The following is a 22,514-nucleotide window of genomic DNA, read 5'->3' on the forward strand; positions in this document are numbered from 1 at the left end:
GTCGAGCGCTCAGTGATGCTCGATCGCTTCGTGCCTAGTCGGCCCGCCCTCGCTGTGGGGCCGGCTCTTGCCGATGCTGCGGAAGATCGTCAGCAGGACCATCAGCACCACGAAACCGATGATGCCGAACAGGTAGGCAGGCATGAAGAGCTCGTTCACCACGTGATGGCCACCTGCAAGCGGAATCAGCATGGCCGCATCCTAGCCGCCCGGCACCGCCGTGTCCCGCCGAGCCACCCGGGCGGTACGGGTTCAGCCGCGGAGCTGGCCCTGCCCGCTGATCAGATACTTGGTGGTGGTCATCTCCGGCAGCCCCATCGGGCCGCGGGCATGCAACTTCTGGGTGGAGATGCCGATCTCGGCCCCGAACCCGAACTCGCCACCGTCGACGAACCGGCTGGAGGCATTCACCAGGACTGCGGCGGCGTCCACCTCGGCGGAGAACCGCTGGGCCACGGCCAGCGAATCGGTGACCACGGTCTCGCTGTGACCGGTGCTGTAGCGGTCGATGTGGGCCAGGGCGGCATCCAGATCCGGCACCACGGCCGCGCTCAGGTCCAGTGACAGCGCCTCACCGGTGAAGTCGTCCTCGGTGGCCGGCACCACCTGCTCGCCATGGGCCGCGATCGCGGGATCACCGTGCACGGTCACCCCGTGTTCGGCCAGGGCTGCCAGCGCCTTCGGTACGAACTCCTCGGCGATCGCGCTGTGCACCAGCAGCGTCTCCAGCGAATTGCACACCGAGGGACGTTGGACCTTCGCGTTGATCATGATCTGCAATGCCATCTGCTGATCGGCCGCGGCGTCGACGTAGAGGTGGCAGTTGCCCGTACCGGTCTCGATCACCGGCACCACCGAACCGGTGACCACGGCCTCGATCAGCCCGGCACCACCGCGCGGGATCAGCACATCGACCAGTCCCCTGGCCTGCATCAGCTCAGCGGTCACCTCACGCGGCGCCGGCAGCAGTTGCACCGCGTCATCCGGTACGGCCGAACCGGCCAGCCCGGTACGCAGGGCCTGGGCCACCGCGGTGTTGGAGGCATGGGCACTGGAGGATCCCTTCAACAGCACCGCATTGCCCGACTTCAGGCAGATCCCGGCGGCATCGGCGGTGACATTCGGCCGTGCCTCGTAGATCATGCCGATCACCCCGAGCGGCACCCGTACCTGGGTGTACTGGACACCGTTGGGCGCGATCCACCCACGTACCACCTCCCCGACCGGATCCGGCAGGGCGGCCAGGTCCCGCAACCCCTCGGCCATGGCACCGATCCGTTCCTCGGTGAGCCGCAGCCGGTCGATCAACGACACCGCCATCCCGGCCCGTTCCCCGGCGTCGATGTCGACCGCATTGGCGGCAAGGATGTCCTCGGTGGCCGCCATCAGGGCATCGGCCATGGCCTGCAGGGCGTCGTTCTTCTGGGCGGTCGAGGCGATCGCCAGTGCCCGGGCGGCGCTCCTGGCCCGCGATGCCTGATCGTGGAAACTCACGCACGCAGGATACGCCGTCACCGAACCACACCGGTCCGGGTGCCGCAGCCGCTCCGCCGGGCGAGGAGCGTCCTCCTCCGGGTCCGGGCGGCCCGAGCCGCCGTGGTCGGCGCCTTCGTCTCCGCCGGCCGTCACAGGTGGCTGTCGCGCCCGCGGAGCCGATCGATCGCGCGCCGGTCCCGTTTGGTCGGCCGGCCCGCACCGGGATCGCGCCGGGGCACCCAGGCCTGCACCTGTTTCGGCGGTGGTGGCGGCGAGTTGTCGAGGTAGGCGGCCTGGGCCAACGGTGCGGAGACCCGTTTGCTCAACAACTGCTGGACCACGACCACCTTCTCCACCCCGTGCATCCGCAGCCGTACCTCGTCGCCGATGTGCAGCTGCTGGGAGGCCTTCACCCGTTCACCGCCGACCCGCACATGGCCGCCCTTGCAGGCATTGGTCGCCAGTGATCGGGATTTGAGCAACCGGACAGCCCACAACCAGCTGTCGACGCGTACCTTCTCAGCCATTGCCGGTCCCCTCGGGAACAGTCACGGGCAGCCGGCGACGGTAGGTCCAGGAGGTCAGCGCGGTCCCCGCCATCGCGGTCAGAACACCAAGGAAGATGTGCGGCGCCGCCATGCCGAGAGTTCCGATCAGGTACTGGGCGAAGATCATGACGACCACCAGCGCTGCCAGCCCGAGCAGGACCCCGCCGGCGGTACGCCGGTACGCCACGAAACAGAGCCCCATCAGGACTGCGGCGATCGCCGTCACCGGCGCGAAGAACCGATGCTGGTCGTACCACGCCGGGTCACCGCCGAGAAAGGCCGCAGCCCACCCCGCCTGACCGATCAGCAACGACAGCACGATCGTGACTGCGGTACGCAGCACCACCAGCTCCCGACCAGGCCACCTCATGTCCACCATCTTGGCACTGTCCGTCGACCGCGCCCTGGCCGTGCGGCGAATGGCTCAGGCGACCGGTGCCGGCGCCTCCCCGAGAGCCTCGGCATTGGGCTTGATCTGCCCTGAGGCGATCTCCTTCGCATAGTGACAGGCGACCCCGTGACCGGGCGCCGCCTCCACCAGCGGCGGGTCCTCGGTGTCGCATCGCTCCAGCTGCCGGAAGGGGCAGCGGGTGTGGAAGCGGCAACCCGAGGGCGGATTGGCCGGGCTGGGAAGATCGCCCGACAGCAGGATCCGTTCCCGGTTGTCCTCGATCTCCGGGTCCGGGGTCGGGATCGCCGACAACAGCGAGATCGTGTACGGATGCATCGGCGTCGCGTACAGCGAATCGCTGTCGGTCTCCTCCACGATCCGGCCCAGGTACATCACGCCGATCCGGTCGGAGATGTGACGCACCACCGCCAGGTCATGGGCGATCACGATGTAGGTCAGCCCCAGTTCGTCCTGCAGGTCCTGCAGCAGGTTGATCACCTGGGCCTGCACCGACACATCGAGTGCGGAGACCGGTTCGTCGGCGATCACCAGATCGGGGTTCAGGATCATCGCCCGGGCGATGCCGATCCGCTGGCGCTGCCCGCCGGAGAACTCGTGGGGGTACTTCGCCAGGCTGGACTGCGGCAGGCCGACCCGTTCGATCATGTCCCGGACCTTCGCCAGATGGGCCTTCGGCCCGTCGGCGCCGAAGCGTGCGCGGTCGTTCTCGCTCAGTCCGTGGACCTGCAACGGTTCCAACATCAGACTCTGGATGCTCATCCGCGGGTCCAGGCTGGCCAGCGGATCCTGGAAGACCATCTGCATCTGCCGACGCTGCCGGCGCAACTGCTCACGCTTCAGGCCGCCCAGGTCGACACCGTCGAGTTCGACGCTGCCCTCGGTCGGATCGTCCAGCCGCAGCAGCGCCCGGCCGAGGGTCGACTTGCCGCAGCCGGACTCCCCCACCAGACCGAAGCTCTCCCCGTGGCGGACGGTCAGGTCGACCCCGTCGACGGCGCGGACGTGGCCGACGGTGCGGTCGATCACCAGACCGCGCCGGATCGGGAAGTGGACCTTCACCCCACGGGCCCGCAGCAGCACCCCATCAATGGGCCCGGGTTCAGTGGACTCGGGTTCCGTGATCACGGGTTCAGTGGACTCGGGGTCCGTGGGCTGCACGGCTCCCCCGGTCTGCGCCGGGCTCACCTGTGGTCGATCGGTCATCGGATCCCCTCCTCAACCGGGTGGACGCAGCGCCAGGCATGATCACCGTCGCTGGTCAGCTGCAGATCGGAGGTGACACAGGCATCGGTGGCGCTGCGGCAACGCGGCGCGAAGGCGCAGGCGACATCCCAGCCGATGGTGTCCCGCGGCGTACCCGGGATCGGCACCAGCCGTTCGGAACGATCACCGTCGAGCCGCGGGATCGACTGCAACAATCCGGCGGTGTAGCGGTGCCGCGGGTGGGCGAAGATGTCGCGGCGGTTGGCGGTCTCCACGATCCGTCCGGCATACATCACGTTCACGTGATCGCACAGCCCGGCCACCACCCCCAGGTCGTGGGTGATCATGATCATCGAGGCACCGGAGTCACGGACCAGTTCGGCCAGCAACTCCAGGATCTGGGCCTGGATGGTGACGTCGAGCGCGGTGGTCGGCTCGTCACAGATCAACAACCGAGGCTTGCAGGCCAGCGCCGTGGCGATCAGGGCACGCTGCCGCATCCCACCGGACAATTGGTGCGGGTACTCGCCGTAGCGGCGTGCCGGGTCCGGGATCCCGCAGCGCCGCAGCAGATCGATCGACTCGGCCTTGGCGTCGGCGCGGCTGATCTTCTCGTGCGCCAGCAGCACCTCTGCGACCTGTGCGCCGACGGTCATCACCGGGTTCAACGAGCTCATCGGGTCCTGGAAGACCATCGCCAGGTCATGGCCGCGCAACTTCGCCAGCCGATCGGTCTTCATGGTCAACAGGTTCTGGCCGTCGTACTCGGCCACCCCCTCGACCTCCGCGGTGCGCTTGGGCAGCAGACCCATGATCGCCATCGAAGTCACCGACTTGCCCGATCCGGACTCGCCGACGATGCCGATCACCTCACCGGGACCGACGCTGAAGTTGACCTTGTCCACGGCCTGCACGACCCGTTTGCCGGTACGGAACCGTACCTGCAGGTCCCGCACCGAGAGGATCGGTTCGCCCACGGCCAGTGCACCGCCGCCGGCCAACGGATTCTGCTTCTCGCTCATGGTCACCTCCGTGACTTCGGATCGAGCGCTTCCCGCAAAGCCTCACCCAGCAAGGTGAAGCCGAGAGCGGTGACCGCGATGCACAGACCCGGCAACAGGGTCAGATGCGGTGAGGTCTCCAGCCGGGTCTGCCCGAGCACCAGCAGCCGGCCCCATTCGGCAACGGTCGGGTTCGGATCACCCAGTCCCAGGTAGGACAGTGCGGCGACTTCGATGATCGCGGTCGCCAGCACCAAGGTGGCCTGGACGATCACCGGGCCGACGGAGTTCGGCACGATGTGCGACATCACGATCGTCCGCTGCCGCAGACCGATCGAGGTGGAGGCCAGCACATAGTCCTGCCGCCGCTGCGAGAGCATGGACCCTCGCAGCAACCGGGCGAAGATCGGCACCTGCGCGGCGGCGATGGCGATCATCAACGCATACGAGGTACGACCGGCGATCGCGGCCACGCTGACTGCCAGCAGCAGCGCCGGGATCGACAACAAGATGTCGACGATCCGCATCACGATCGTGTCCACCCAGCCGCCGAAGGCTCCGGCGATACCCCCCAGTACCGCGCCGCCGGCCAACCCGAGCAGGGTGGACACGACACCGATCAACAGGGACTGACGGGCACCGTAGATCAACTGGGTGAGCAGGTCCGAGCCGTAGGAGTCCAGTCCGAGCGGATGCTCGGGACTGAACGGCGGCAGACTCGACGGGGTGATCTGCGAACCCCATTCCGCGGTCGCCGGCTGGTACGGGGCCAGCACCGGCGCCAACAGGGCAACCAGCACGAAGGCGGCGACGATCACCGCACCGACGATCGCCGAGGGATTGCGGATCAGCCGTCGCAGCGCCCCCTTCCAGAGGCTGACACCGGTCTCGTCGGCACTGTCCCGGCCGGCCATCGCGGCCTCCAGCGCGGGTGGGCGCCGGATCTCACCGACCACCGGATCGCTGTTGACACTCATGACACACGCATCCTCGGGTCGATCACGCCGTACAAGATGTCCACCACCAGGTTGATCAACGCATAGGTCAGGGCGATGAACAGGATGAATCCCTGCAGCACCACGTAGTCGAGGTTGGAGATCGCGTCGAACAGATAGGAGCCGATGCCGTTGATCGCGAAGACCGATTCGGTCAGCACCGCACCCGACAACAGCGCACCGGACTGCAACCCGATGGTGGTGACCACCGGCAACATCGCATTGCGCAGGATGTGCCGCCGGGTGATCCATCCCTTCGGCAGCCCCTTCGCGGTGGCGGTGCGCACGTAGTCCTCGTTCAGCACCTCCAGCACCGAGGCCCGGGTCATCCGGACGATGATCGCCAACGGGATGCTGCCGAGCGCGATCCCGGGCAGGATCAGGTGCACGATTGCATCCCAGGAGGCGTCCCACTCCCGGGTCAGCAACCCGTCCAGGACGTAGAAGTCGGTGATGTGGGTGGCGTTGATCCGCACGTCCTGACGGCCCGAGGAGGGCAGGAAGGTGAGGAACTCCAACCCGGGCAGGCCGACGGCGAAGACCACCTTCAACAGGTACGCCAGGACGAAGACCGGGATCACCACCCCGGCCAGGGAGGCGCCGACGGCGAACATGTCGAGGAATCCGCCGGCCCGTCGCGCCGCGAAGTAGCCCAGGGGGATGCCGACGACGACGGCGAAGGTCAACCCGGCCAGGGCCAGCTCGATGGTGGCCGGGAAACGGGTGATGAAGGTCTCCAGGACCGCCTGGCCCGTTTGCGGTGAGGTCCCGAAGTCACCCTGCAGCAGCCGGCCGATGTAGAGCACGTACTGCTCCAGCAGCGGCCGGTCGAAGCCGTAGGTGGCGTTGATCCGCTCCACCGCCTCGGGGGTGGCCCGTTCACCGAGCAGCGCCCGGGCGGGGTCTCCGGGCAGCGCCCGTACCCACAGGAACAGCAGGACCGACAGTCCGAAGAGCACCGGCACCATCAGCAGCAGTCGCCGGATGATGAATCTCAGCATGGTTCCTCCCCGCCCGTGGCCCGCCGAGGGCGGGCCACGGGGTCAGGGATGATCACTTGATCCGGTTCACTCAGGAGACGGAGACCCCGGTGAAGGCCTCACTGCCGAACGGGCTGGGCACGTAACCCTGCACGTTCTGCGAGAAGGCCAGCGACGGCGCCGGGTGCGACAGCGGTACGCCCGGTGCGAACTGGGCGATCTGCTCGTTGATCTCGGAGTAGGCCGAGGCCTGCTCCTCGACGTTCGGCAGCTGCCGGGCGTCGGACAGCGCGTCGAACAGCTCAGGGTTGTCGAAGCCCCACTCGTAGGACTCGGCGCCGAAGAAGGTGCCGACGAAGTTGTCCGGATCGTCGTAGTCACCGGTCCAGCCGAGGAAGCCGATGTCACGCTGGTCGGCGCCCTCCTCGGTCTGCATCATGTCCAGGTACTGCGACCAGTCCGCGGTCACCGGTTCGACGGTGATGCCGACCGCCTCCAACTGCGCGGAGACCGCGACGAAGGTGGCTTCCGGGGTGGGCATGTACGGCCGCGAGACACCGGTCGGGTACGCGAAGCGCAGTGTCAGGTTCTCCTGGCCGGCCTCGGCCAGCAGTTCCTTGGCCCGCTCCGGGTCGTAGTCGTAGCTGGTGACATCGGGGTTGTACCCGTTGACCATCGACGGCATGAACTCGATCGCCGGCTCCGAGCCCGGGGGCAGGGACTGGCTGATCACGGCGTCCTTGTCGATCGCGTAGTTGATCGCCTGCCGGACCCGCTCATCCTGCAGTGCCTCGGTCTTCTGGTTGAAGTTGAGGTACAAGATGTTGAAGGCCGGGCGGTTCAGCACCTGGAGTCCCTCGTCCTGCAGCGGCTGCACGTCACCGGGCGCGACCAGGTCGTACCCGTCGATGTTGCCGGCCTGCAGTTCCTGCCGACGTGCGTTCGGGTCGGAGATGCTGCGGATGATCACGGTCTCGCTCTTGGCCGGCTCGCCCCAGTAGTCGGGATTGGCCTTCAAGGTCACCTGCTGGTCGCGCTCCCACGACTCGAAGGTGAACGGGCCGGTGCCGGTCGGGTGCTCGGTGGCGTAGGGCGAGAAGCGGGTGTCGTCGACGGTGCCGGTGGTGTTGTCGGCGTCGTACTGCTCCAGCGCGGTCGGGCTCTGCATGGAGAACGCCGGCAGCGTCATCGCGGCGACGAAGGCGGCGAACGGATCGTTCAACTGGATCGTGGCCTCGGTCGGGCTGTCGGCGGTGCAGCTGTCGTAGATGCCGTTGTCCTTGCCCTCTTCGGGGTTGGCGAAGCCGCGGAACATCTTGTTGTAGTAGTAGCTGATGTTCTCGTTCTGGTTCAGCCCGGTCCAGTTGTGCCAGCGGTCGAAGTTGGCGCAGACGGCTTCGGCGTTGAAATCGGTGCCGTCGTGGAACTTCACACCCTCACGCAGGGTGAAGCTGTGGGTCAGACCGTCCTCGCTGGACTCCCATTCGGTCGCCAGGGCCGGTGCGAGCTCGGTGGAATCGCCCTCGGTGGTGACGAGCCCTTCGAAGATCTGTCGGGAGACCCGGAAGGTCTCACCGTCACTGGCCAGTGCCGGGTCCAACATCACCGGATCGGAGGCGCCGGCGAAGATGAAGGTGCTGCCACCGTCACCGCCACTGCCATCTCCCGAGTCCCGCTCACTTTCGGCACAGGCCGTCAGGCCGATCGCCAAAGCCAATGCTCCAGCAGTGGCCAGGCCACGCTTGGTCCATCCGATACGCACGTTTCCTCCGCGCCCTTAGTTACAGGTCCGATCAACCTAGCCGAGGTCCACGGGTTGAGACGCCTCCTAGGAGTAACATTTGAATTTCGTCGCCCCCGGCTTGCGAAATTCGATCGGCTTCGGCCGCTCGCCGATGGGTACCGCACGACCGGGGCCGGCTGCCACCCTGCGGGACTGACGTGTCGGGAATCCGTTGCCCGCAAGGAGATGTCTGCTAGGGAAATGCCCTCAGGGACGGTTCAGTGCCCGGGCTGCTGCAGGACGATCAGTGCGTCGCGATGGACCACGGTGCGCTCGTACTCCGGTCCGCGTTCGGCGGCCAGGTCATGGGTGGAACGACCGATCAGGTCGGGCAGTTCGGCGGCGTCGTACCCGCTCAGCCCGCGGGCGACGACCGTCCCCGAGGGTGAGCGCAGATTGACCGGATCACCGGCCCGGAACTCACCCTCGACCCCGGTGATCCCGGCCGGCAGCAGCGAGGCCTTGCGGTCGACCACCGCCCGTACCGCACCATCGTCCAACCACAGATCACCACTGGTGTTCGAGGCATGGGCCAACCACAACAGCCGGGCCGGCCGGCGCTTACCGGTCGGGTGGAACAAGGTGCCCACCTCCTGCCCGGCGAGCACCTCGGCACAGCGCGGCGCACTGCTCAGCACCACCGGAATCCCGGCAGAGGTGGCGATCCCGGCCGCGTCGACCTTGGTGATCATGCCGCCGGTGCCGACCGCCGAACCGGTGGCCGAGATGTTGATCTTGTCGATCTCGGAACGATCATGCACCTGGGGCACCGGACGGGCGCCGGGTGTGCCGGGTTTGTCGGTCCACAGTCCGTCCACATCGCTGAGCAGCACCAGCGTATCGGCGTGCACCAGATGGGCGACCAGGGCCGCCAGCCGGTCGTTGTCGCCGAAGCGGATCTCGCTGGTGGCGACGGTGTCGTTCTCGTTGACGATCGGCAGCACCCCCAGCTCCAGCAGCTTGGCGAAGGTCTGGTGGGCATTGCGGTAATGACTGCGCCGGGTGACATCGTCGACGGTCAGCAGCACCTGACCGGTGGTGATCTCGTGCTCGGCGAACCGGCGAGAGTACTGCTCCACCAACAGCCCCTGCCCCACCGCCGCGGCGGCCTGCTGCAGCGGCAACTCGCGCGGACGTCGCTGCAGTCCCAGTGGGGTCAACCCGGCCGCGATCGCACCGGAGGAGACCAGCACGACCTCGGCACCGGAGCGCTTGCGCGCGGCCAGCGCATCGACCAGCCCGGCCAGGCGGTCGGGGTCCAGCGCACCATTGTCCCCGGTGAGCGAGGAGGAACCGATCTTGATCACGATCCGCCGGGCGGTCGCGATCGCGGTACGGATGCTCAACGCTGCTCCTTCGACCCCGTACCGTCCTCGGGCTCCGAGGCCTGGGACTCCTCATCGGCCAGTTCCCAGGCAGCTGGTTCCTGCCGCTCGCTGCGCCAACTGCCGTCGGCCTTCCGGCGGCTGTACTCGGCGTCCAGGTCCCGGCGCCGGGCCACCGCCGGGCGGTCGTCGGTGAGCCGGTCGTCCTCGCCCCGGCGGGAGAGGATCTCGGCCCCGATGTCGACCTGCGGCTTGAAGTCGAAGATCACCGCGCCCTCGCCGTTGGCCGGGTTGCCGCCGATGGCCACCGCATCACCGGCCACCGCGCCGAGGGAGAGCAGCTTGTCCTCCACCCCCAGACGGTTCAACCGGTCGGCCAGATAGCCGACGGCCTCGGGGTTGTTGAAGTCGGTCTGCCGTACCCAACGCTCGGGTTTCTCCCCACGGACCCGCCACAGGTGACCGCCTTCACCGTCACCTTGTCGCTTGATGGTGAATGCCTCACCCCCGCCGATTGCAGCCGGTCGCAGGGTGATCCGTACCGGTTCTGCTGCGGGTGCATTCGCCCGCTGCTCGGCGACGATGCCGGCCATCGCATAGGTCAGCGCCTGCAGCCCCTCACCGGTCTTGGTGGAGATCTCGAAGACCGGCCAGCCGAGTGCGGCCACATCGGCGCGGACGATGTCGGCCATGTCCCGACCGTCGGGGACGTCGACCTTGTTCAGGGCCACCAGCCGGGGCCGGTCCTCCAGCCCGCCGTGGGCAGCCAGCTCGCCCTCGATCACCTGCAGGTCACCGACCGGATCGCGGCCGGGAATGTAGGTGGCGGTGTCGACCACGTGCACCAGCGCGGCACAGCGTTCGATGTGGCGCAGGAAGTCGTGGCCCAGTCCGCGACCGTCGCTGGCCCCCTCGATCAGTCCGGGAACGTCAGCGACGGTGAAGGTCACCTCACCGGCCACCACCACCCCGAGGTTCGGCACCAAGGTGGTGAACTCGTAGTCGGCGATCTCCGGTTTGGCCCGCGAGATGGCAGCGATCAACGACGATTTGCCGGCACTGGGGAAACCGACCAGTCCGACATCGGCGACCACCTTCAACTCGAGGGTGATCGTGCGTTCCTCCCCCGGTTCGCCGAGAAGGGCGAATCCGGGGGCCTTGCGGGCGGCGGTGGCCAGTGCGGCATTGCCCAGCCCGCCCTTGCCGCCCTTGGCGACCACCAGTTCGGCTCCGGCTCCGGTCAGGTCGGCCAGCACCTCCCCGGAATCGGCGTCGGTGACCACGGTGCCGTCCGGTACGGGGAGCACGATGTCGTCACCGCGGGCACCGTTGCGGTGGTCGCCTTCGCCGGGTTGGCCGTTGCGGGCCCGACGCTGGGACTGCCGGTGGAAGTCGACCAGGGTGGAAAGGCCGGGGTCGACGCGGAGGATGATCGAGCCACCGTCACCGCCGTTGCCGCCGTCGGGGCCACCGAGCGGTTTGAACTTCTCCCGGTGCACCGAGGCGCAGCCGTGTCCGCCGCGGCCGGCTGCCACCTGCAGCCGGACCCGGTCGATGAAACTCGGAATCGCCATCAGTTCTTTCCTTCTCCGGGCCTGTGCCCGGATGTCGTCGACCCGTCGTCCCCGCCGGGCGCGTCCAGCGCGCGGCGGTCGGCAACGACACCGTCATTGCCGATCGGGGTCGCCCCATGATTGTCCAGCACCCAGGCATCCATGCCCGAGCGTCCGAAGTGCAGTCGGCCGCGGCTGGGCCGCAGCACCGTGCCCCGCTTGACCAGCGCATCGACGGCCCAGGAGATCTGCGAACTCGACTCCTTGCCGACCGCCCTGGCCAGTTCGGCCACCGTCGCCTGTCCACCGGCGAGTGCCAGGGCCAGCAGGATCCGTTGCCCCTCGGCCGGCGCCGCCTCCCAGGCACCTTCGTAATAGGCCTGCAGTTGCGGCTCGGCCGCCGCCAGGCCCGCCCGCACCGAGGCCAGCGTCAACTCGTCCTCGGGACCGCGATGTTCCCAGATCTCGGCGCCGAGCTCCTGGATGAATGCCGGGTAGCCGCCGGAGGCCTCGACCGCGGCCTGCAACGCCTTCGGCGTCCAGTTGCCACCGGCCTCACGTACCGGCAGCAGGAACGCGTCACGGGTGGCGTCGGCGTCGAGATAGCCCAGGGTGATCCGGCGATAGACCCGTTCGGCGTGACTGGAGGACTTGCCGACCATCCGTACCGTATCCCCGGGCAGGCCGGCGAAGCAGACGAACAGTGCCGGCCTGTCGGCGTCGCGCTCGCCCAGCAGAGAGACCAGTTCGGACAGGTTCACCAGACTGGGGTGGTCGGCGTACTGGGTCTCGTCGATCAGCAGTGCCAGGCCGATCCCGCCTCGGGTACGGATCTCGGTGGTGGCCTCCCACAGCCGGGTCATGAAGGCGGTGTCGATCAGGCTGCGGTCGGGATCGGCGAGTTCACGCTGCAGTTCGACCCCACCGATCGGGGTGGTGATCGCGGCCCGGGTGAGCCGCCCGTGCTGCTGGGCGAAATCGGACTGCTCCAAGGCCGTGCCGACGGCGGCATCGACGCGATCCATCAGGGTCTCCCGGCCCGAGGCCTGGCACCGTACGCGGACCGCCAGGCAACCGGCCTGCAGGGACTCCTCGGCGAACTCCTTCAGCAAGGAGGTCTTGCCCACCCCGCGTACCCCGGTGATGATCAGGTGCCGCGCCTGGGAGTGCCCGAAGGCCTCGAAGTCGGTCATCACCCGCTGCCACTGGCGCAGCTCGGATTCGCGGCCCTCCAGCCGGTACGGACTGGTGCCGGCACCGGGGAAGAACGGGCCTTGCATGGGACCACTCTAACCAAAAGAACAAAAAGTGGGAGTTTTTAGGTGTTTGAGTTGCGGGTGGTGGAAGCATCAGAGCCCGCCCGGACAGTTCCGAGCGGGCTCTGGTGGGAGTGGTTCAGCTGGCGGCGTCGACCAGGACGTTCACCACGCGCCGACCACGGCGGGTGCCAAACTCGACCCGGCCCTGGACCAGGGCGAACAGGGTGTCGTCCCCACCGCGGCCGACACCGTCGCCCGGGTGGAAGTGGGTGCCGCGCTGGCGGACCAGGATCTCACCGGCGTTGACCTGCTGGCCACCGAAACGCTTCACACCGAGCCGCTGGGAGTTGGAATCGCGACCGTTGCGCGTGGATGCCGCGCCCTTCTTGTGTGCCATTGTCTCGCCTCAGCTCTCGATACCGGTGATCTTGACCTGGCTGTAGCGCTGGCGATGGCCCTGACGCTTCTTGTAGCCGGTCTTGTTCTTGTACTTCACGATGCGGATCTTCGGACCCTTGGTCTCGCCGAGCACCTCGGCGGTCACACTGGCTGCTCCCAGCTTGCTCGCATCGGCGGTGACATTGTCACCATCGACCAGCAGCACCGGGCGCAGCTGGACCGACGTGCCTACCTCATCGGTGACCTTGTCGATCTCGACCACATCGCCGACGGCGACCTTGTGCTGGCGGCCGCCACTATGCACGATCGCGTACACGCCTGACCTCTTTCCTCGTCTTGGTTCTGGTGCGGGTGCTGCTCGACCTTGCGGACCGGCGCACTCCCGAGGCGCTGCGAAGACGCCTCCGCACACCGACGACCAAGGTTACGCTCCGCATCCCACCAGGGTCAAACCGGGCGGGGAACACACCTCGGGCGCCGGTGGCGTCCTCAGTCCTGCTCCGACTTCTCCGCCGCTGATTCCTCGAGCCGGCGGGCGAACTCGGCCACATCGGGACCGACCGGCACATCCGGATTCACCGGTTCTGCCGAACTCTCCTGTTCCCGCCTGGACTTGGCCTCGGCAGCGGCCTTGATCCGGCTGGCCGGGTTCGGTTCATGCGGTGTCGACTCCTCGGGGGTGTCGGAGTTGTCACTCCGGTCGTCGTCCTCACCGCCCTTGCGGCGACCACCCCGGGACTTGTTCTGACCGTTGCCGTTGGAGCCACCGTTGCCGTTGGAACCGCCGTTGCCGTTCTTGGACGAGTTCTTGCCTCCCCGACGTGAGCCCTTGCCGCCGCGGCGCTCGCCACCGTCGGAGGGAGCCTGGGACTCGACCGGCATGTCGTGGATCGCGTACCCGCGGCCCGAGCAGCACTCACACGGTTCGGTGAACGCCTCGGCCAGACCGGTGCCGATCTTCTTCCGGGTCAGCTGGACCAGCCCGAGGCTGGTCACCTCGGCCACCTGGTGGCGGGTCCGGTCGCGGCTCAGGCACTCGACCAGCCGTCGCAGCAGCAGGTCCCGGTTGCTCGGCAGCACCATGTCGATGAAGTCGATCACGATGATCCCGCCGATGTCGCGCAGCCGGAGCTGACGAACGACCTCCTCGGCGGCCTCCAGGTTGTTGGAGGTGACGGTCGCCTCGAGGTTGCCGCCGCTGCCGGTGAACTTCCCGGTGTTGACGTCGATCACCGTCATCGCCTCGGTACGGTCGATGATCAGCGACCCACCCGAGGGCAGGAAGACCTTGCGCTCCAGTGCCTTGGCGATCTGCTCGTCGATCCGGCTGGCGGCGAAGATGTCACCGGACTCGCGGTCCCAGCGCTTGATCCGGTCGACCAGATGCGGCGCCACGTGACCGACATAGGAGGTGACGGTGTCGTAGGCGTCGTTGGCCTGGCCGTTGCCGTCGATCAGCAGCTCGGTGAAGTCTTCGGTGAACAGGTCGCGGACGATCCGCACGGTCAGGTCGGGCTCGCCGTAGAGCAGCTTCGGCGCGCCGGTGCCCGACTTGGTCTGCTTCTCGATCGCCTCCCACTGCGCCTTCAGGCGGGTGACATCGCGTACCAGCTCCTCCTCGGTCGCCCCTTCGGCGGCGGTACGGACGATCACCGAGGCCTTCTCGTCGACCAGTTCGGCGAGGATCTCCTTCAACCGCTTGCGCTCGGTGTCGGGCAGCTTGCGGGAGATACCCGACAGGTGACCGCCGGGCGCGTAGACGATGTAGCGACCGGGCAGCGAGACATGACCGGTGAGCCGCGCACCCTTGGCCCCGACCGGATCCTTGGTCACCTGGACGACCACGGTCTGTCCGGACTTCAGGACGTTCTCGACCTTGCGGTCCTCACCCTCGGCGCCGAAGGTGTCCCAGTCGACCTCGCCGGCGTAGAGCACGGCATTGCGGCCGCGGCCGATGTCGATGAAGGCAGCCTCCATCGACGGCAACACGTTCTGCACCCGACCCAGGTAGACATTGCCGATCAGCGACGCAGCGCTGGCGCGGTCCACATAGTGCTCGACCAGGACCCCGTCCTCGAGCACACCGACCTGGGAAAGTTCCTCGTTCTGCCGGATCACCATCGACCGCTCGACCGACTCCCGGCGGGCGAGGAACTCGGCCTCGCTGAGGATCGGGGCGCGACGACGACCTGCCGACCGGCCCTCCCGGCGGCGCTGGCGCTTGGCCTCCATCCGGGTCGAACCGTCGATCCCGGTCACCTCGTCGGCGCCGCCCTTGTTCCGGCGACCGTCGCGGACCTTGACCACCACGTCACTCGGATCGTCCTCAGCACCGGAGGTGTCCTCACCGCGGCGGCGGCGACGACGGCGACGGCGGCGGCCGTTGCTCGAGGAGGATTCACCGTCGGAATCGTCGGCGCCATCCTTCTCGCCTCGGCCGTTCGAGTCCGCGTCATCGTCGTCGCGGGCAGCGGCGTCGGCCTCGTCGGACTTGTCCTGGTCCTTGCCTCGGGTCGCGTCCTCGGCATCGTTCTCGGCGGCGCCGGAATCGGAGTTCCTGGAGCCGCCGGACTTCCCCGACCGCTTCCGCGATCGGCCTTCGCCGGATTCGGTGTCGGCTGCGGCCGACTCCTCCTCGGAGTCATCGGCGCTGTCCTCGGCAGCGCTGTCGGAGTCGCCGTCATTGCCCCGGCGGCGACGACGCCCCCCACGGCGGCGTCGGCGACGGCGCGGCCGGCCGTCCTCACCGTCGTTGTCCTCGGCGGTGGCGCTGTCGCCGTCGGAGCTGTCGCCGTCGGAGCTGTCGTCATCGGAGCTGTCGTCGTCGGAGTCACCGGCAGAGCTGTGCTCGTCGGTGCTGTCGGCCCGCTCGATCCCGGCGACGGATTCCTCGGAATCCTCGCGACGCTCCTGCGTGGAGATATCGGGCTGTGCCGCTGCGGGGGCGCGGAACGGGTCCAGCAGCGCACCGGGCCGGCCACGACCGGTCTCGTCGGTGGCACTCGCCACCGTGCCGGGCTCGTAGCCGGTCGATCCGTCCGTACCTCGGTCGTCGGAGGTCGGCGCCCGGTCCTCGGACTCGCTGGTGGGCGGTGCGTCCTCGGCGACCTCGGCAGCCGTCCCACCGGTTGCATCCGGATCGGTGACGGTCGCTTCGGGGTCATCCTCGGCGATGGCTGCGGCCTCGGCATCGCCAACGGTTTCGGCGGTGGCGGCCTCGTCACCGGTTTCGGCGGTGGCGACTGCTCCGTTGCCGGTGTCGGCGGATTCGTCATCGGACGACGGCGATTCGGCCGCCGCGGTGTTCGCATCGCCGGTAGTGTCGGCCGGTGCGTCCGAGGATGTTGGGTCGGCCGGCGCAGCCGAGGGCTCGGTTGCGTCGACACCGGGCAATGCCTCGGCGGCGGTCTCCTGGGTCACGGGAGTCTCCGGCACCTCGATCGGCGGACCTGCCGGGCGGCTTGCCGCGCGGCGGCGCCGACGCGGCTGGGACGACGAGGTATTCGCGTTTTCGGTCTTGTCGAGCATCGGGCCCCTTCGTCCGGGGTACGCCAAAGCCCACCCCGGGGTAGACACCGGCCGCAGCCGGTGAGAAGTCTCATCGATCAGCGGTCGAACACGCCCCCGCGGTCGCACCGTCTCCGAACGGCCGTCGCGGTGGGGCAGCATCCCACGAGCTGTCACCTCGTGGATGGTGTCCGACACCAGCAGATCAGGTGGGGCCGGATGGCCCCGAACCTCGGCCAGTATCCCACACAACGCCGAAGAATCACGACAACCCCGCCGATCGAACGCCGGAGTGCACTGCGCGGCAGACTCCCGCGACAGATTCGAGCGCCGTCAGCGCCGCGGTGTCGCCTGGGATCCGGGATCGCTCGGGGCACCCGGTGGCGGCACCGGAGCAGGGCCGGCGCCAACCTGACCCGGCGACCAGTCCGGGATCGGTTGCCCGGGCTCGGGCGCAGCCGGACCCGGCCGGCCGGCGAGCGCTGCGGCCGCCGGAGCGCTGGCGGTGGCCAGTCCCCGCCGCCTGGCCCAGAGGATCATCAGCCCTGCCAGCAGCAGCACGACCAGCGTGGTCGGCAGCACGTCGATCAGCTGTGCGCTACCGGCCTCACGGTCGAAGATGCCGTTCATCTCCCCGGCCCAGATGGTGATCAGGAACGAGACGACGTTGTTCACCGCGTGGATGGCGATCGGTGCGGCCAGGCCACCGGTCTGCCAGGTGAGGACGCACATGGCCATACCGAAGATGAAGTAGTAGACGTTCAGGTACGGGTCACCGGCCGCGTGCAGCAGCATGAAGATCACCGAAGCGACCACCCAGCCGATCACCATCGCCACCTTCGACGAGACCCGCGGCAACAACCCCGCCACCGCGCGCGGCACCAGTCCCCGGAAGGCGACCTCCTCGCCGGCGGCCTGGATCGGTGTGGTCAACAGCATCAGCGCCAGGTAGGCCACGAACTCGGGGTCGTTGCCGAACGCCGGCAGTGGTGACAGCAGGTAGGTGATCACGGTCAACACCGCATAGGCCAGCAACGACAGCCCGAAGCAGCGGCCGAGCCACCCCCAGCGAACCTTCCCGTCCACCGACATCAACCAGCCGAAACCCTGGCCGAAGAAGAGGAACTGGACCAGGGCGGCACCGCCGATCAGGGAGGCCAGGCCCAGGTTGTTCGCCGTGAACAGCGCCGGGGTCATCGTGGTGGCGATGTCCTCGAGCTGGGTACGACCGGTCGCGATGTCGATCCCGATCCCGATCAGCCCGATGCCGGTGCTGGCGATCAGCCCGAAGAGACCAAAGACGATCAGCGCCAACAGGGCCTTCCACCACTTCAGCGCCGGGGTTCGGTAGAAGGCGTAGTAGTCGCGCGGCTCAACCGGCAGGGTCGGTGGTTTCGGCCTGGGCGGCGGCGCCCAGGGGTGACCGGGGATCCCGGGTTGGCCGTAGGGCTGTCCGTACGGCAAGGGCTGCCCGTACGGCAAGGGTTGCCCGGCCGGGGGTCCGTAAGGGGCCGGCTGACCGACCGGAGGACCGTAGGGGGCCGGCTGACCGGCCGGGGGTCCGTAGGGAGCCGGCTGACCGGGCCGACCGTGCTCATGGCCGGCGGCCGTCGACGGATCCTCGGCAGGCGACCAGTGCTTGTCGGTCATGGCACCCATTCTGTCTCAGCGGTCCTGTTCGTCCCGGTCACCGGATCGCCCGGCCTGGTTTCGCCGACCCGGAGGTGGCGAGCGGGCCGGACCGAACCGTCCGACCCGGCTTCTCGCTCAGGACTGCTCGGCACCGAACCAGAGGGCGATCTCGCGGGCCGCGGATTCCTCGGAATCCGAACCGTGGACCAGGTTCTCGCGGTTGGACAGGGCCAGGTCGCCGCGGATGGTGCCCGGGGCAGCTGCGCGTCCGTCGGTGGCACCGTTGAGCAGACGTACCACCTCGATCGCCTGATCACCCGACAGCACCATGGCGATCGAGGGCCCGGAGGTGACGAACTCGCGCAGCGGCGGGTAGAAGTCGCGCTCGACATGTTCGGCGTAGTGCTGATCGGCGAGTTCGCCGGTGACCTGCCGCAGTTCCAGCTTCTCGATGCCGAGCCCCTTGGCCTCGTAGCGGCCGAGGATCTCCCCGACGAGTCCCCGCTTGACGGCATCGGGCTTGATCAAGACGAACGTGCGTTGTGTCATGGCTCCAGCCTAGAGGTGGTCGCCGGATCCGGCATCTCGGATCAGACCGCGTCGCGGGCGTTGCGCTCCAGTCGGCGGCCGAGGATCAGGCAGAGCACCCACAGGCCACCGAACAGGGCGACCATCACCCAGATCGCCGGCTGGGCGAAGCCGAGGCCGATGGAGACGATCTGGGTCAGCCAGCCCAGGACGTACCCGACCGTGCCGCGACGCAGGGTCGCTGCCGCCAACAGTGCCAGCAGGGCCACTCCCCCACCCAGTGCAGCGGCCAGGGCGATCGGCAGGCCGGCGATCCGGTCGAGCACGAAGATCGACAACCCGTAAACGATCACTTCGAAGGCGAGCACGGTGAGCAGCACCGACTGCATGGGGTTCCCGGGCTGCAACTTCATGGGGCCATGATTCCGCTCGCGTGCCCGGCGACAAAATCACCGGGCACCGCTCAGTCCTCGACCAGTTCGGCGTCGATGATCTCGGCGTCGTCCTCGTCGTCGTCGGCGACCACCTCGGTGGTGTTCGGTTCCTCGTCGACCAGCAGGGTACGGGCCTCACCCACCGCGATCACCGAGCCGGTGATCAGTACCCCGGCCTGGGCCAGTTCACCGGTGGTGTTGCTGGACTCGGCCAGGTTCACCGCCTGCTCGATCGCCAGATCCATCCGCGGCTGCACGGTGACCCGGTTGGCACCGAAGATGCCCTCGGCGATCTCGGCCAGCTCACTCGCCGGCAGTGCCCGGTCGGTGGAGGCTGCCTGGGTGAGCACCACCTCGTTCAGCTGCGGTTCGAGCTCCCGCAGGATCGCCTCGGCATCCTTGTCCCGCATCACCGCGATCACCCCGACCAGCGGGTCGAGTGCGAAGGATTCGGCCAGCCCGGCGGCCAGGGCCTTCGCACCGTGCTCGTTGTGGGCGGCATCGAGGACGATCGAGGGCGACTGCCGTACCAGCTCCAACCGGGCCGGGACGGCGACCTCGGCGAAACCGTCGGAGATGGTCTGCTCGCTCAGTTCCTTGCCGCCGAGGAAGGTCTGCACCGCGGCCAGGGCGAGGGCGGCATTGGCTGCCTGATGGGCGCCGTAGGCGGGTACGAAGAGATCGCCGATCACCCCTTGGGGCTCGTTGAGGCGTACCACCTGTCCCCCGACCGCGACCTGTCGATCCAGTACGCCGAAGTCGATCCCCTCCCGCAGGGCCGGTGCGCCGACCTCGGCGCAGCGCTCCAGCAGGACGGTGGCGGCAGCCTTCTGCTGACCGGCCAGCACGGCGGTCGATCCGGGCTTGATGATCCCCGCCTTCTCCTTGGCGATCTCGGTCACCGTGGAGCCCAGGATGTGCTGGTGGTCGACATCGATCGGGGTCACCACCGCGACCTCGGCATCGGCGACATTGGTCGCATCCCAGCCTCCGCCGAGACCGACCTCGAGGATGATCACGTCCACCGGCGCATCGGCGAAGGCGGCGAAGGCCATGGCGGTGATCACCTCGAAGAAGGTCATCTGCGGCACCCCGTCGAGCTGCTGATCGTCGACCATTGCCACATACGGCTCGATGTCGGCCCAGATCTCGGCGAACCGCTGCTGACTGATCGGCCGCCCGTCGATGCTGATCCGCTCGGTGACATCGCGCAGGTGCGGACTGGAGAAGCGTCCGGTACGAAGACCGGTGGACCGCAGCAGGGCGTCGATCATGATCGCCGTCGACCCCTTGCCGTTGGTCCCGGTGAGGTGGATCACCGGTGCCGAGCGCTGCGGGTCGCCGAGCAGTTCGCACAGCGCCTGGATCCGGGCCAGGGACGGCGCCACCCGGTTCTCCGGCCAGCGGGACGTGAGGGCAGCGGTCAGTTCTTCGTGGGTCGTCATGATGTGGCCGATCCTATGCCGTGCGGCAACCGCGGCGGGGGCGTTGCCGTCCATAGCGGGACGCCGCTCTACGAATCAGGACATGGGTCGGCAACAGTCCCCTGCCGACATGCATCAAGCTTGGAGTAACACATGTAGCCGATCGCCGAATCCGTAGTGAGAAGTTCCTGCAGCTTCCCGCACCGCTCTGATCTCGTCGGCAGGGCCTTGAGCGGGATTGTGGCATCAAGGGCAGCGACATGAGCGGTTCCTAGAAACCCCACTCCTCAGCCTGGAGAGCTCCGGCATAGTTGCGGTCGTGGCGCTTTACGAACTCACTGGGGATCAAACGCTGTCGGAGGTCACCCCAACCACCTTCGCGGCTGCCGGGGTATGGGAACGCCGCGATCTGCAGGCAGCGCTACGAAAGAACATCGCCACCATCGATGCAGATCTAATGGTGGTAGCCGAAGAATTCGGAGAGTTCGAGGGCAGCGATCGCCGCATCGACCTGCTTTGCGTCGATCGTGAGGCTCGCCTTGTGGTGATCGAGTTGGAGCGCACCACCGACGGCGGTCATATGGAGCTTCAGGCCCTACGGTATGCAGCCATGGTCTCGTCGATGACCTTCGAGCAACTGGTGGACATCTATCAACGCTTCCTCACCAGACACTCCGGCCTTGAGGCGCGACCCGACGCACGCCAGGAACTGGCGGATTGGATCGACGAATCGGGCTCATCCGATTCCAGGGTGTAGTCGCGGTCTGAAGCCGCCGGTCTCGAGCAGGGACCTGGCGATGTAGTTGGTGAGGTTGCGGAACCCGAGGGCTGAGCCGCGGAGGTGCTCGAGCCGGCCGTTGATCGCCTCCGTAGGCCCCGTTGCTGGTGCCGGGGCGGTCGAAGTAGGCCAGCACGTCGGCGGCCCGCTTCTTCAACGTCCGGCCCAGCGTGATGACCTCGATCAGCGCGGCCGGGACGCCGTCGCTGACCGACTCGATCAGCTTGGTCATGAGCTCGCGGCCCTGGCGTCGGTCCTCGTGGCGGTAGGCCGCGATCATCCGCTGATAGATCCCCCAGGTCGCCTCGACCTGCACGTGCTCATCACCGGCGAACAGTGCCCGTAGTCGGCTGGCCTGCTTGTCAGTGAGCAGCCCAGCACCGGTGTGCAGCGTTCGCCGTGCGGAGTAGAGCGGTCCAACGCGTCGCCGGCCAACCGGACCACGTGGAAGGGATCCATGACCGCGACAGCGTCGGGGAGCTCCTCGGTGGTGGCGGTCTTGAAGCCGCTGAACCCGTCCATCGCGACGACTTCCACGCCGTCACGCCAGGTGTCGCTCCGGGTGGCGAGCCAGGTCTTGAACACCTGCTTCGAGCGACCCTCGACCATGTCCAGGAGCCGTGCCGGGCCGGTGCCATCACGGATCGGGGTGAGGTCGATGATCACGGTGACGTACTTGTCGCCACGCCTGGTGTGGCGCCACACGTGTTCATCGACGCCAACGACTCGGACACCCTCGAACCGTGCCGGGTCGTCGATCAGGACCCGCTTGCCCTCGGCCACGACGGCGTCGTTAGCGGTGTCCCAGGCAACCCCGAGACCCTCGGCGACCCGGGCGACGGTGAGGTGAGCGATCACGATCCCCTCAAGTGCCCACCGCAGCCCGCGACGCGAGAGCTTCGCCCGAGGTTCGGCCGCCCGGGAGGTGTCTTGGCGCCACACGTGCCCGCAGCCAGCGCATCGGTAGCGGCGGATGGTGAGCAGCAGCGTGGTAGGTCGCCAGCCGAGTGGTTCGTGGGCCAGCTGCCTGGTGACCGTGTCCCGCGGGGTTCCTTCGCAGCCGCATCGGCGGCACCACTGGTCGGCTTCGGCGACCCGGCACGCGACGACCGCACGGTCGGACTCGAGGCGTTGGCCGGTGACGACGAGGCCGAGCTCGTCGAGTCGGCAGAAGGTGGTCAGATCTGGGTGGGCGAACGCGCGTGAGCGGTCGCCGGCGGTAGCGTCGGGCACGTCGAGGTCTTTCAGGATGAGCGTGTAGGAGCCTTCATCCTCGG

20 protein-coding genes and 1 pseudogene are annotated in these 22,514 nt (G+C 68.0%); 1 reads left to right on the top strand and 20 read right to left on the bottom strand.

The genetic code is table 11. The annotated features are described in order from the left end of the window. Positions 1 to 9 precede the first annotated feature (9 nt). The 19 genes from CLV29_RS08025 to CLV29_RS08115 form a co-directional block, all read right to left on the bottom strand. Positions 10 to 192, bottom strand: a complete 183-nt coding sequence (locus tag CLV29_RS08025; protein WP_133754404.1) for a hypothetical protein — start codon at positions 190 to 192, stop codon at positions 10 to 12. Between the two features lie 60 nt (positions 193 to 252). Then, positions 253 to 1,494, bottom strand: a complete 1,242-nt coding sequence (locus tag CLV29_RS08030; RefSeq protein WP_133754405.1) for a glutamate-5-semialdehyde dehydrogenase — start codon at positions 1,492 to 1,494, stop codon at positions 253 to 255. A 131-nt stretch (positions 1,495 to 1,625) separates the two neighbouring features. After that, a complete protein-coding gene (locus CLV29_RS08035) occupies positions 1,626 to 2,003 on the bottom strand; it encodes an RNA-binding S4 domain-containing protein (RefSeq protein WP_133754406.1) in 378 nt (125 codons plus the stop codon). Further along, positions 1,996 to 2,394, bottom strand: a complete 399-nt coding sequence (locus CLV29_RS08040; RefSeq protein ID WP_133754407.1) for an LptF/LptG permease family protein — start codon at positions 2,392 to 2,394, stop codon at positions 1,996 to 1,998. Before CLV29_RS08040 ends, CLV29_RS08035 begins: the two co-directional genes overlap by 8 nt. A gap of 54 nt (positions 2,395 to 2,448) precedes the next feature. Then, positions 2,449 to 3,639, bottom strand: a complete 1,191-nt coding sequence (locus CLV29_RS08045) for an ABC transporter ATP-binding protein (RefSeq protein ID WP_133754408.1) — start codon at positions 3,637 to 3,639, stop codon at positions 2,449 to 2,451. Beyond that, positions 3,636 to 4,661: an ABC transporter ATP-binding protein gene (locus tag CLV29_RS08050; protein WP_133754409.1), complete on the bottom strand. Its 1,026-nt coding sequence runs from the start codon at positions 4,659 to 4,661 to the stop codon at positions 3,636 to 3,638. Before CLV29_RS08050 ends, CLV29_RS08045 begins: the two co-directional genes overlap by 4 nt. Before the next feature lie 2 nt (positions 4,662 to 4,663). Next, on the bottom strand, positions 4,664 to 5,617 hold the full coding sequence (locus CLV29_RS08055) for an ABC transporter permease (RefSeq protein ID WP_133754410.1): 954 nt from the start codon (positions 5,615 to 5,617) through the stop codon (positions 4,664 to 4,666). After that, positions 5,614 to 6,636 (bottom strand): ABC transporter permease, encoded by a 1,023-nt coding sequence (locus CLV29_RS08060; protein WP_133754411.1) that lies wholly within the window; start codon positions 6,634 to 6,636, stop codon positions 5,614 to 5,616. The genes CLV29_RS08055 and CLV29_RS08060 overlap by 4 nt, the downstream gene beginning before the upstream one ends. Before the next feature lie 70 nt (positions 6,637 to 6,706). Continuing rightward, positions 6,707 to 8,377: an ABC transporter substrate-binding protein gene (locus CLV29_RS08065; protein WP_133754412.1), complete on the bottom strand. Its 1,671-nt coding sequence runs from the start codon at positions 8,375 to 8,377 to the stop codon at positions 6,707 to 6,709. A gap of 239 nt (positions 8,378 to 8,616) precedes the next feature. After that, positions 8,617 to 9,744: a glutamate 5-kinase gene (gene proB / locus CLV29_RS08070; protein WP_133754413.1), complete on the bottom strand. Its 1,128-nt coding sequence runs from the start codon at positions 9,742 to 9,744 to the stop codon at positions 8,617 to 8,619. After that, positions 9,741 to 11,297: a GTPase ObgE gene (obgE, locus tag CLV29_RS08075; protein ID WP_133754414.1), complete on the bottom strand. Its 1,557-nt coding sequence runs from the start codon at positions 11,295 to 11,297 to the stop codon at positions 9,741 to 9,743. The genes proB and obgE overlap by 4 nt, the downstream gene beginning before the upstream one ends. After that, on the bottom strand, positions 11,297 to 12,556 hold the full coding sequence (locus tag CLV29_RS08080; protein WP_133754415.1) for an ATP-binding protein: 1,260 nt from the start codon (positions 12,554 to 12,556) through the stop codon (positions 11,297 to 11,299). Before CLV29_RS08080 ends, obgE begins: the two co-directional genes overlap by 1 nt. A gap of 115 nt (positions 12,557 to 12,671) precedes the next feature. Beyond that, positions 12,672 to 12,932: a 50S ribosomal protein L27 gene (rpmA, locus tag CLV29_RS08085; protein ID WP_133754416.1), complete on the bottom strand. Its 261-nt coding sequence runs from the start codon at positions 12,930 to 12,932 to the stop codon at positions 12,672 to 12,674. Positions 12,933 to 12,941: 9 nt separating this feature from the next. Further along, the gene (gene rplU, locus CLV29_RS08090; protein ID WP_133754417.1) at positions 12,942 to 13,250 is read right to left on the bottom strand and encodes a 50S ribosomal protein L21; all 309 of its coding nucleotides are present in this window, start codon (positions 13,248 to 13,250) and stop codon (positions 12,942 to 12,944) included. A gap of 173 nt (positions 13,251 to 13,423) precedes the next feature. Then, on the bottom strand, positions 13,424 to 16,108 hold the full coding sequence (locus tag CLV29_RS08095; RefSeq protein WP_392508936.1) for an Rne/Rng family ribonuclease: 2,685 nt from the start codon (positions 16,106 to 16,108) through the stop codon (positions 13,424 to 13,426). A gap of 666 nt (positions 16,109 to 16,774) precedes the next feature. Beyond that, positions 16,775 to 18,091, bottom strand: coding sequence for a CPBP family intramembrane glutamic endopeptidase (locus tag CLV29_RS08100; protein WP_133754419.1), 1,317 nt, complete (start codon positions 18,089 to 18,091; stop codon positions 16,775 to 16,777). Between the two features lie 117 nt (positions 18,092 to 18,208). Beyond that, the gene (ndk, locus tag CLV29_RS08105) at positions 18,209 to 18,622 is read right to left on the bottom strand and encodes a nucleoside-diphosphate kinase (protein ID WP_133754420.1); all 414 of its coding nucleotides are present in this window, start codon (positions 18,620 to 18,622) and stop codon (positions 18,209 to 18,211) included. 41 nt (positions 18,623 to 18,663) lie between these two features. Next, complete coding sequence (locus CLV29_RS08110) at positions 18,664 to 19,014, bottom strand: DUF4233 domain-containing protein (RefSeq protein ID WP_208292809.1); 351 nt, start codon at positions 19,012 to 19,014, stop codon at positions 18,664 to 18,666. A 50-nt stretch (positions 19,015 to 19,064) separates the two neighbouring features. Further along, positions 19,065 to 20,480, bottom strand: a complete 1,416-nt coding sequence (locus CLV29_RS08115) for a bifunctional folylpolyglutamate synthase/dihydrofolate synthase (protein ID WP_133754421.1) — start codon at positions 20,478 to 20,480, stop codon at positions 19,065 to 19,067. A 298-nt stretch (positions 20,481 to 20,778) separates the two neighbouring features. On the opposite strand from CLV29_RS08115, the gene CLV29_RS08120 reads away from it, so the two are divergent. Then, positions 20,779 to 21,216 (top strand): PDDEXK family nuclease, encoded by a 438-nt coding sequence (locus tag CLV29_RS08120; RefSeq protein WP_133754422.1) that lies wholly within the window; start codon positions 20,779 to 20,781, stop codon positions 21,214 to 21,216. On the opposite strand, the pseudogene CLV29_RS08125 reads toward CLV29_RS08120, so the two are convergent. Continuing rightward, positions 21,196 to 22,470: pseudogene (locus CLV29_RS08125) on the bottom strand (ISL3 family transposase). The gene CLV29_RS08120 and the pseudogene CLV29_RS08125 overlap by 21 nt on opposite strands. Positions 22,471 to 22,514 lie beyond the last annotated feature (44 nt).

Origin of the sequence: Naumannella halotolerans, assembly GCF_004364645.1 — a bacterium.
In the GTDB taxonomy this organism is placed as follows: domain Bacteria; phylum Actinomycetota; class Actinomycetes; order Propionibacteriales; family Propionibacteriaceae; genus Naumannella; species Naumannella halotolerans.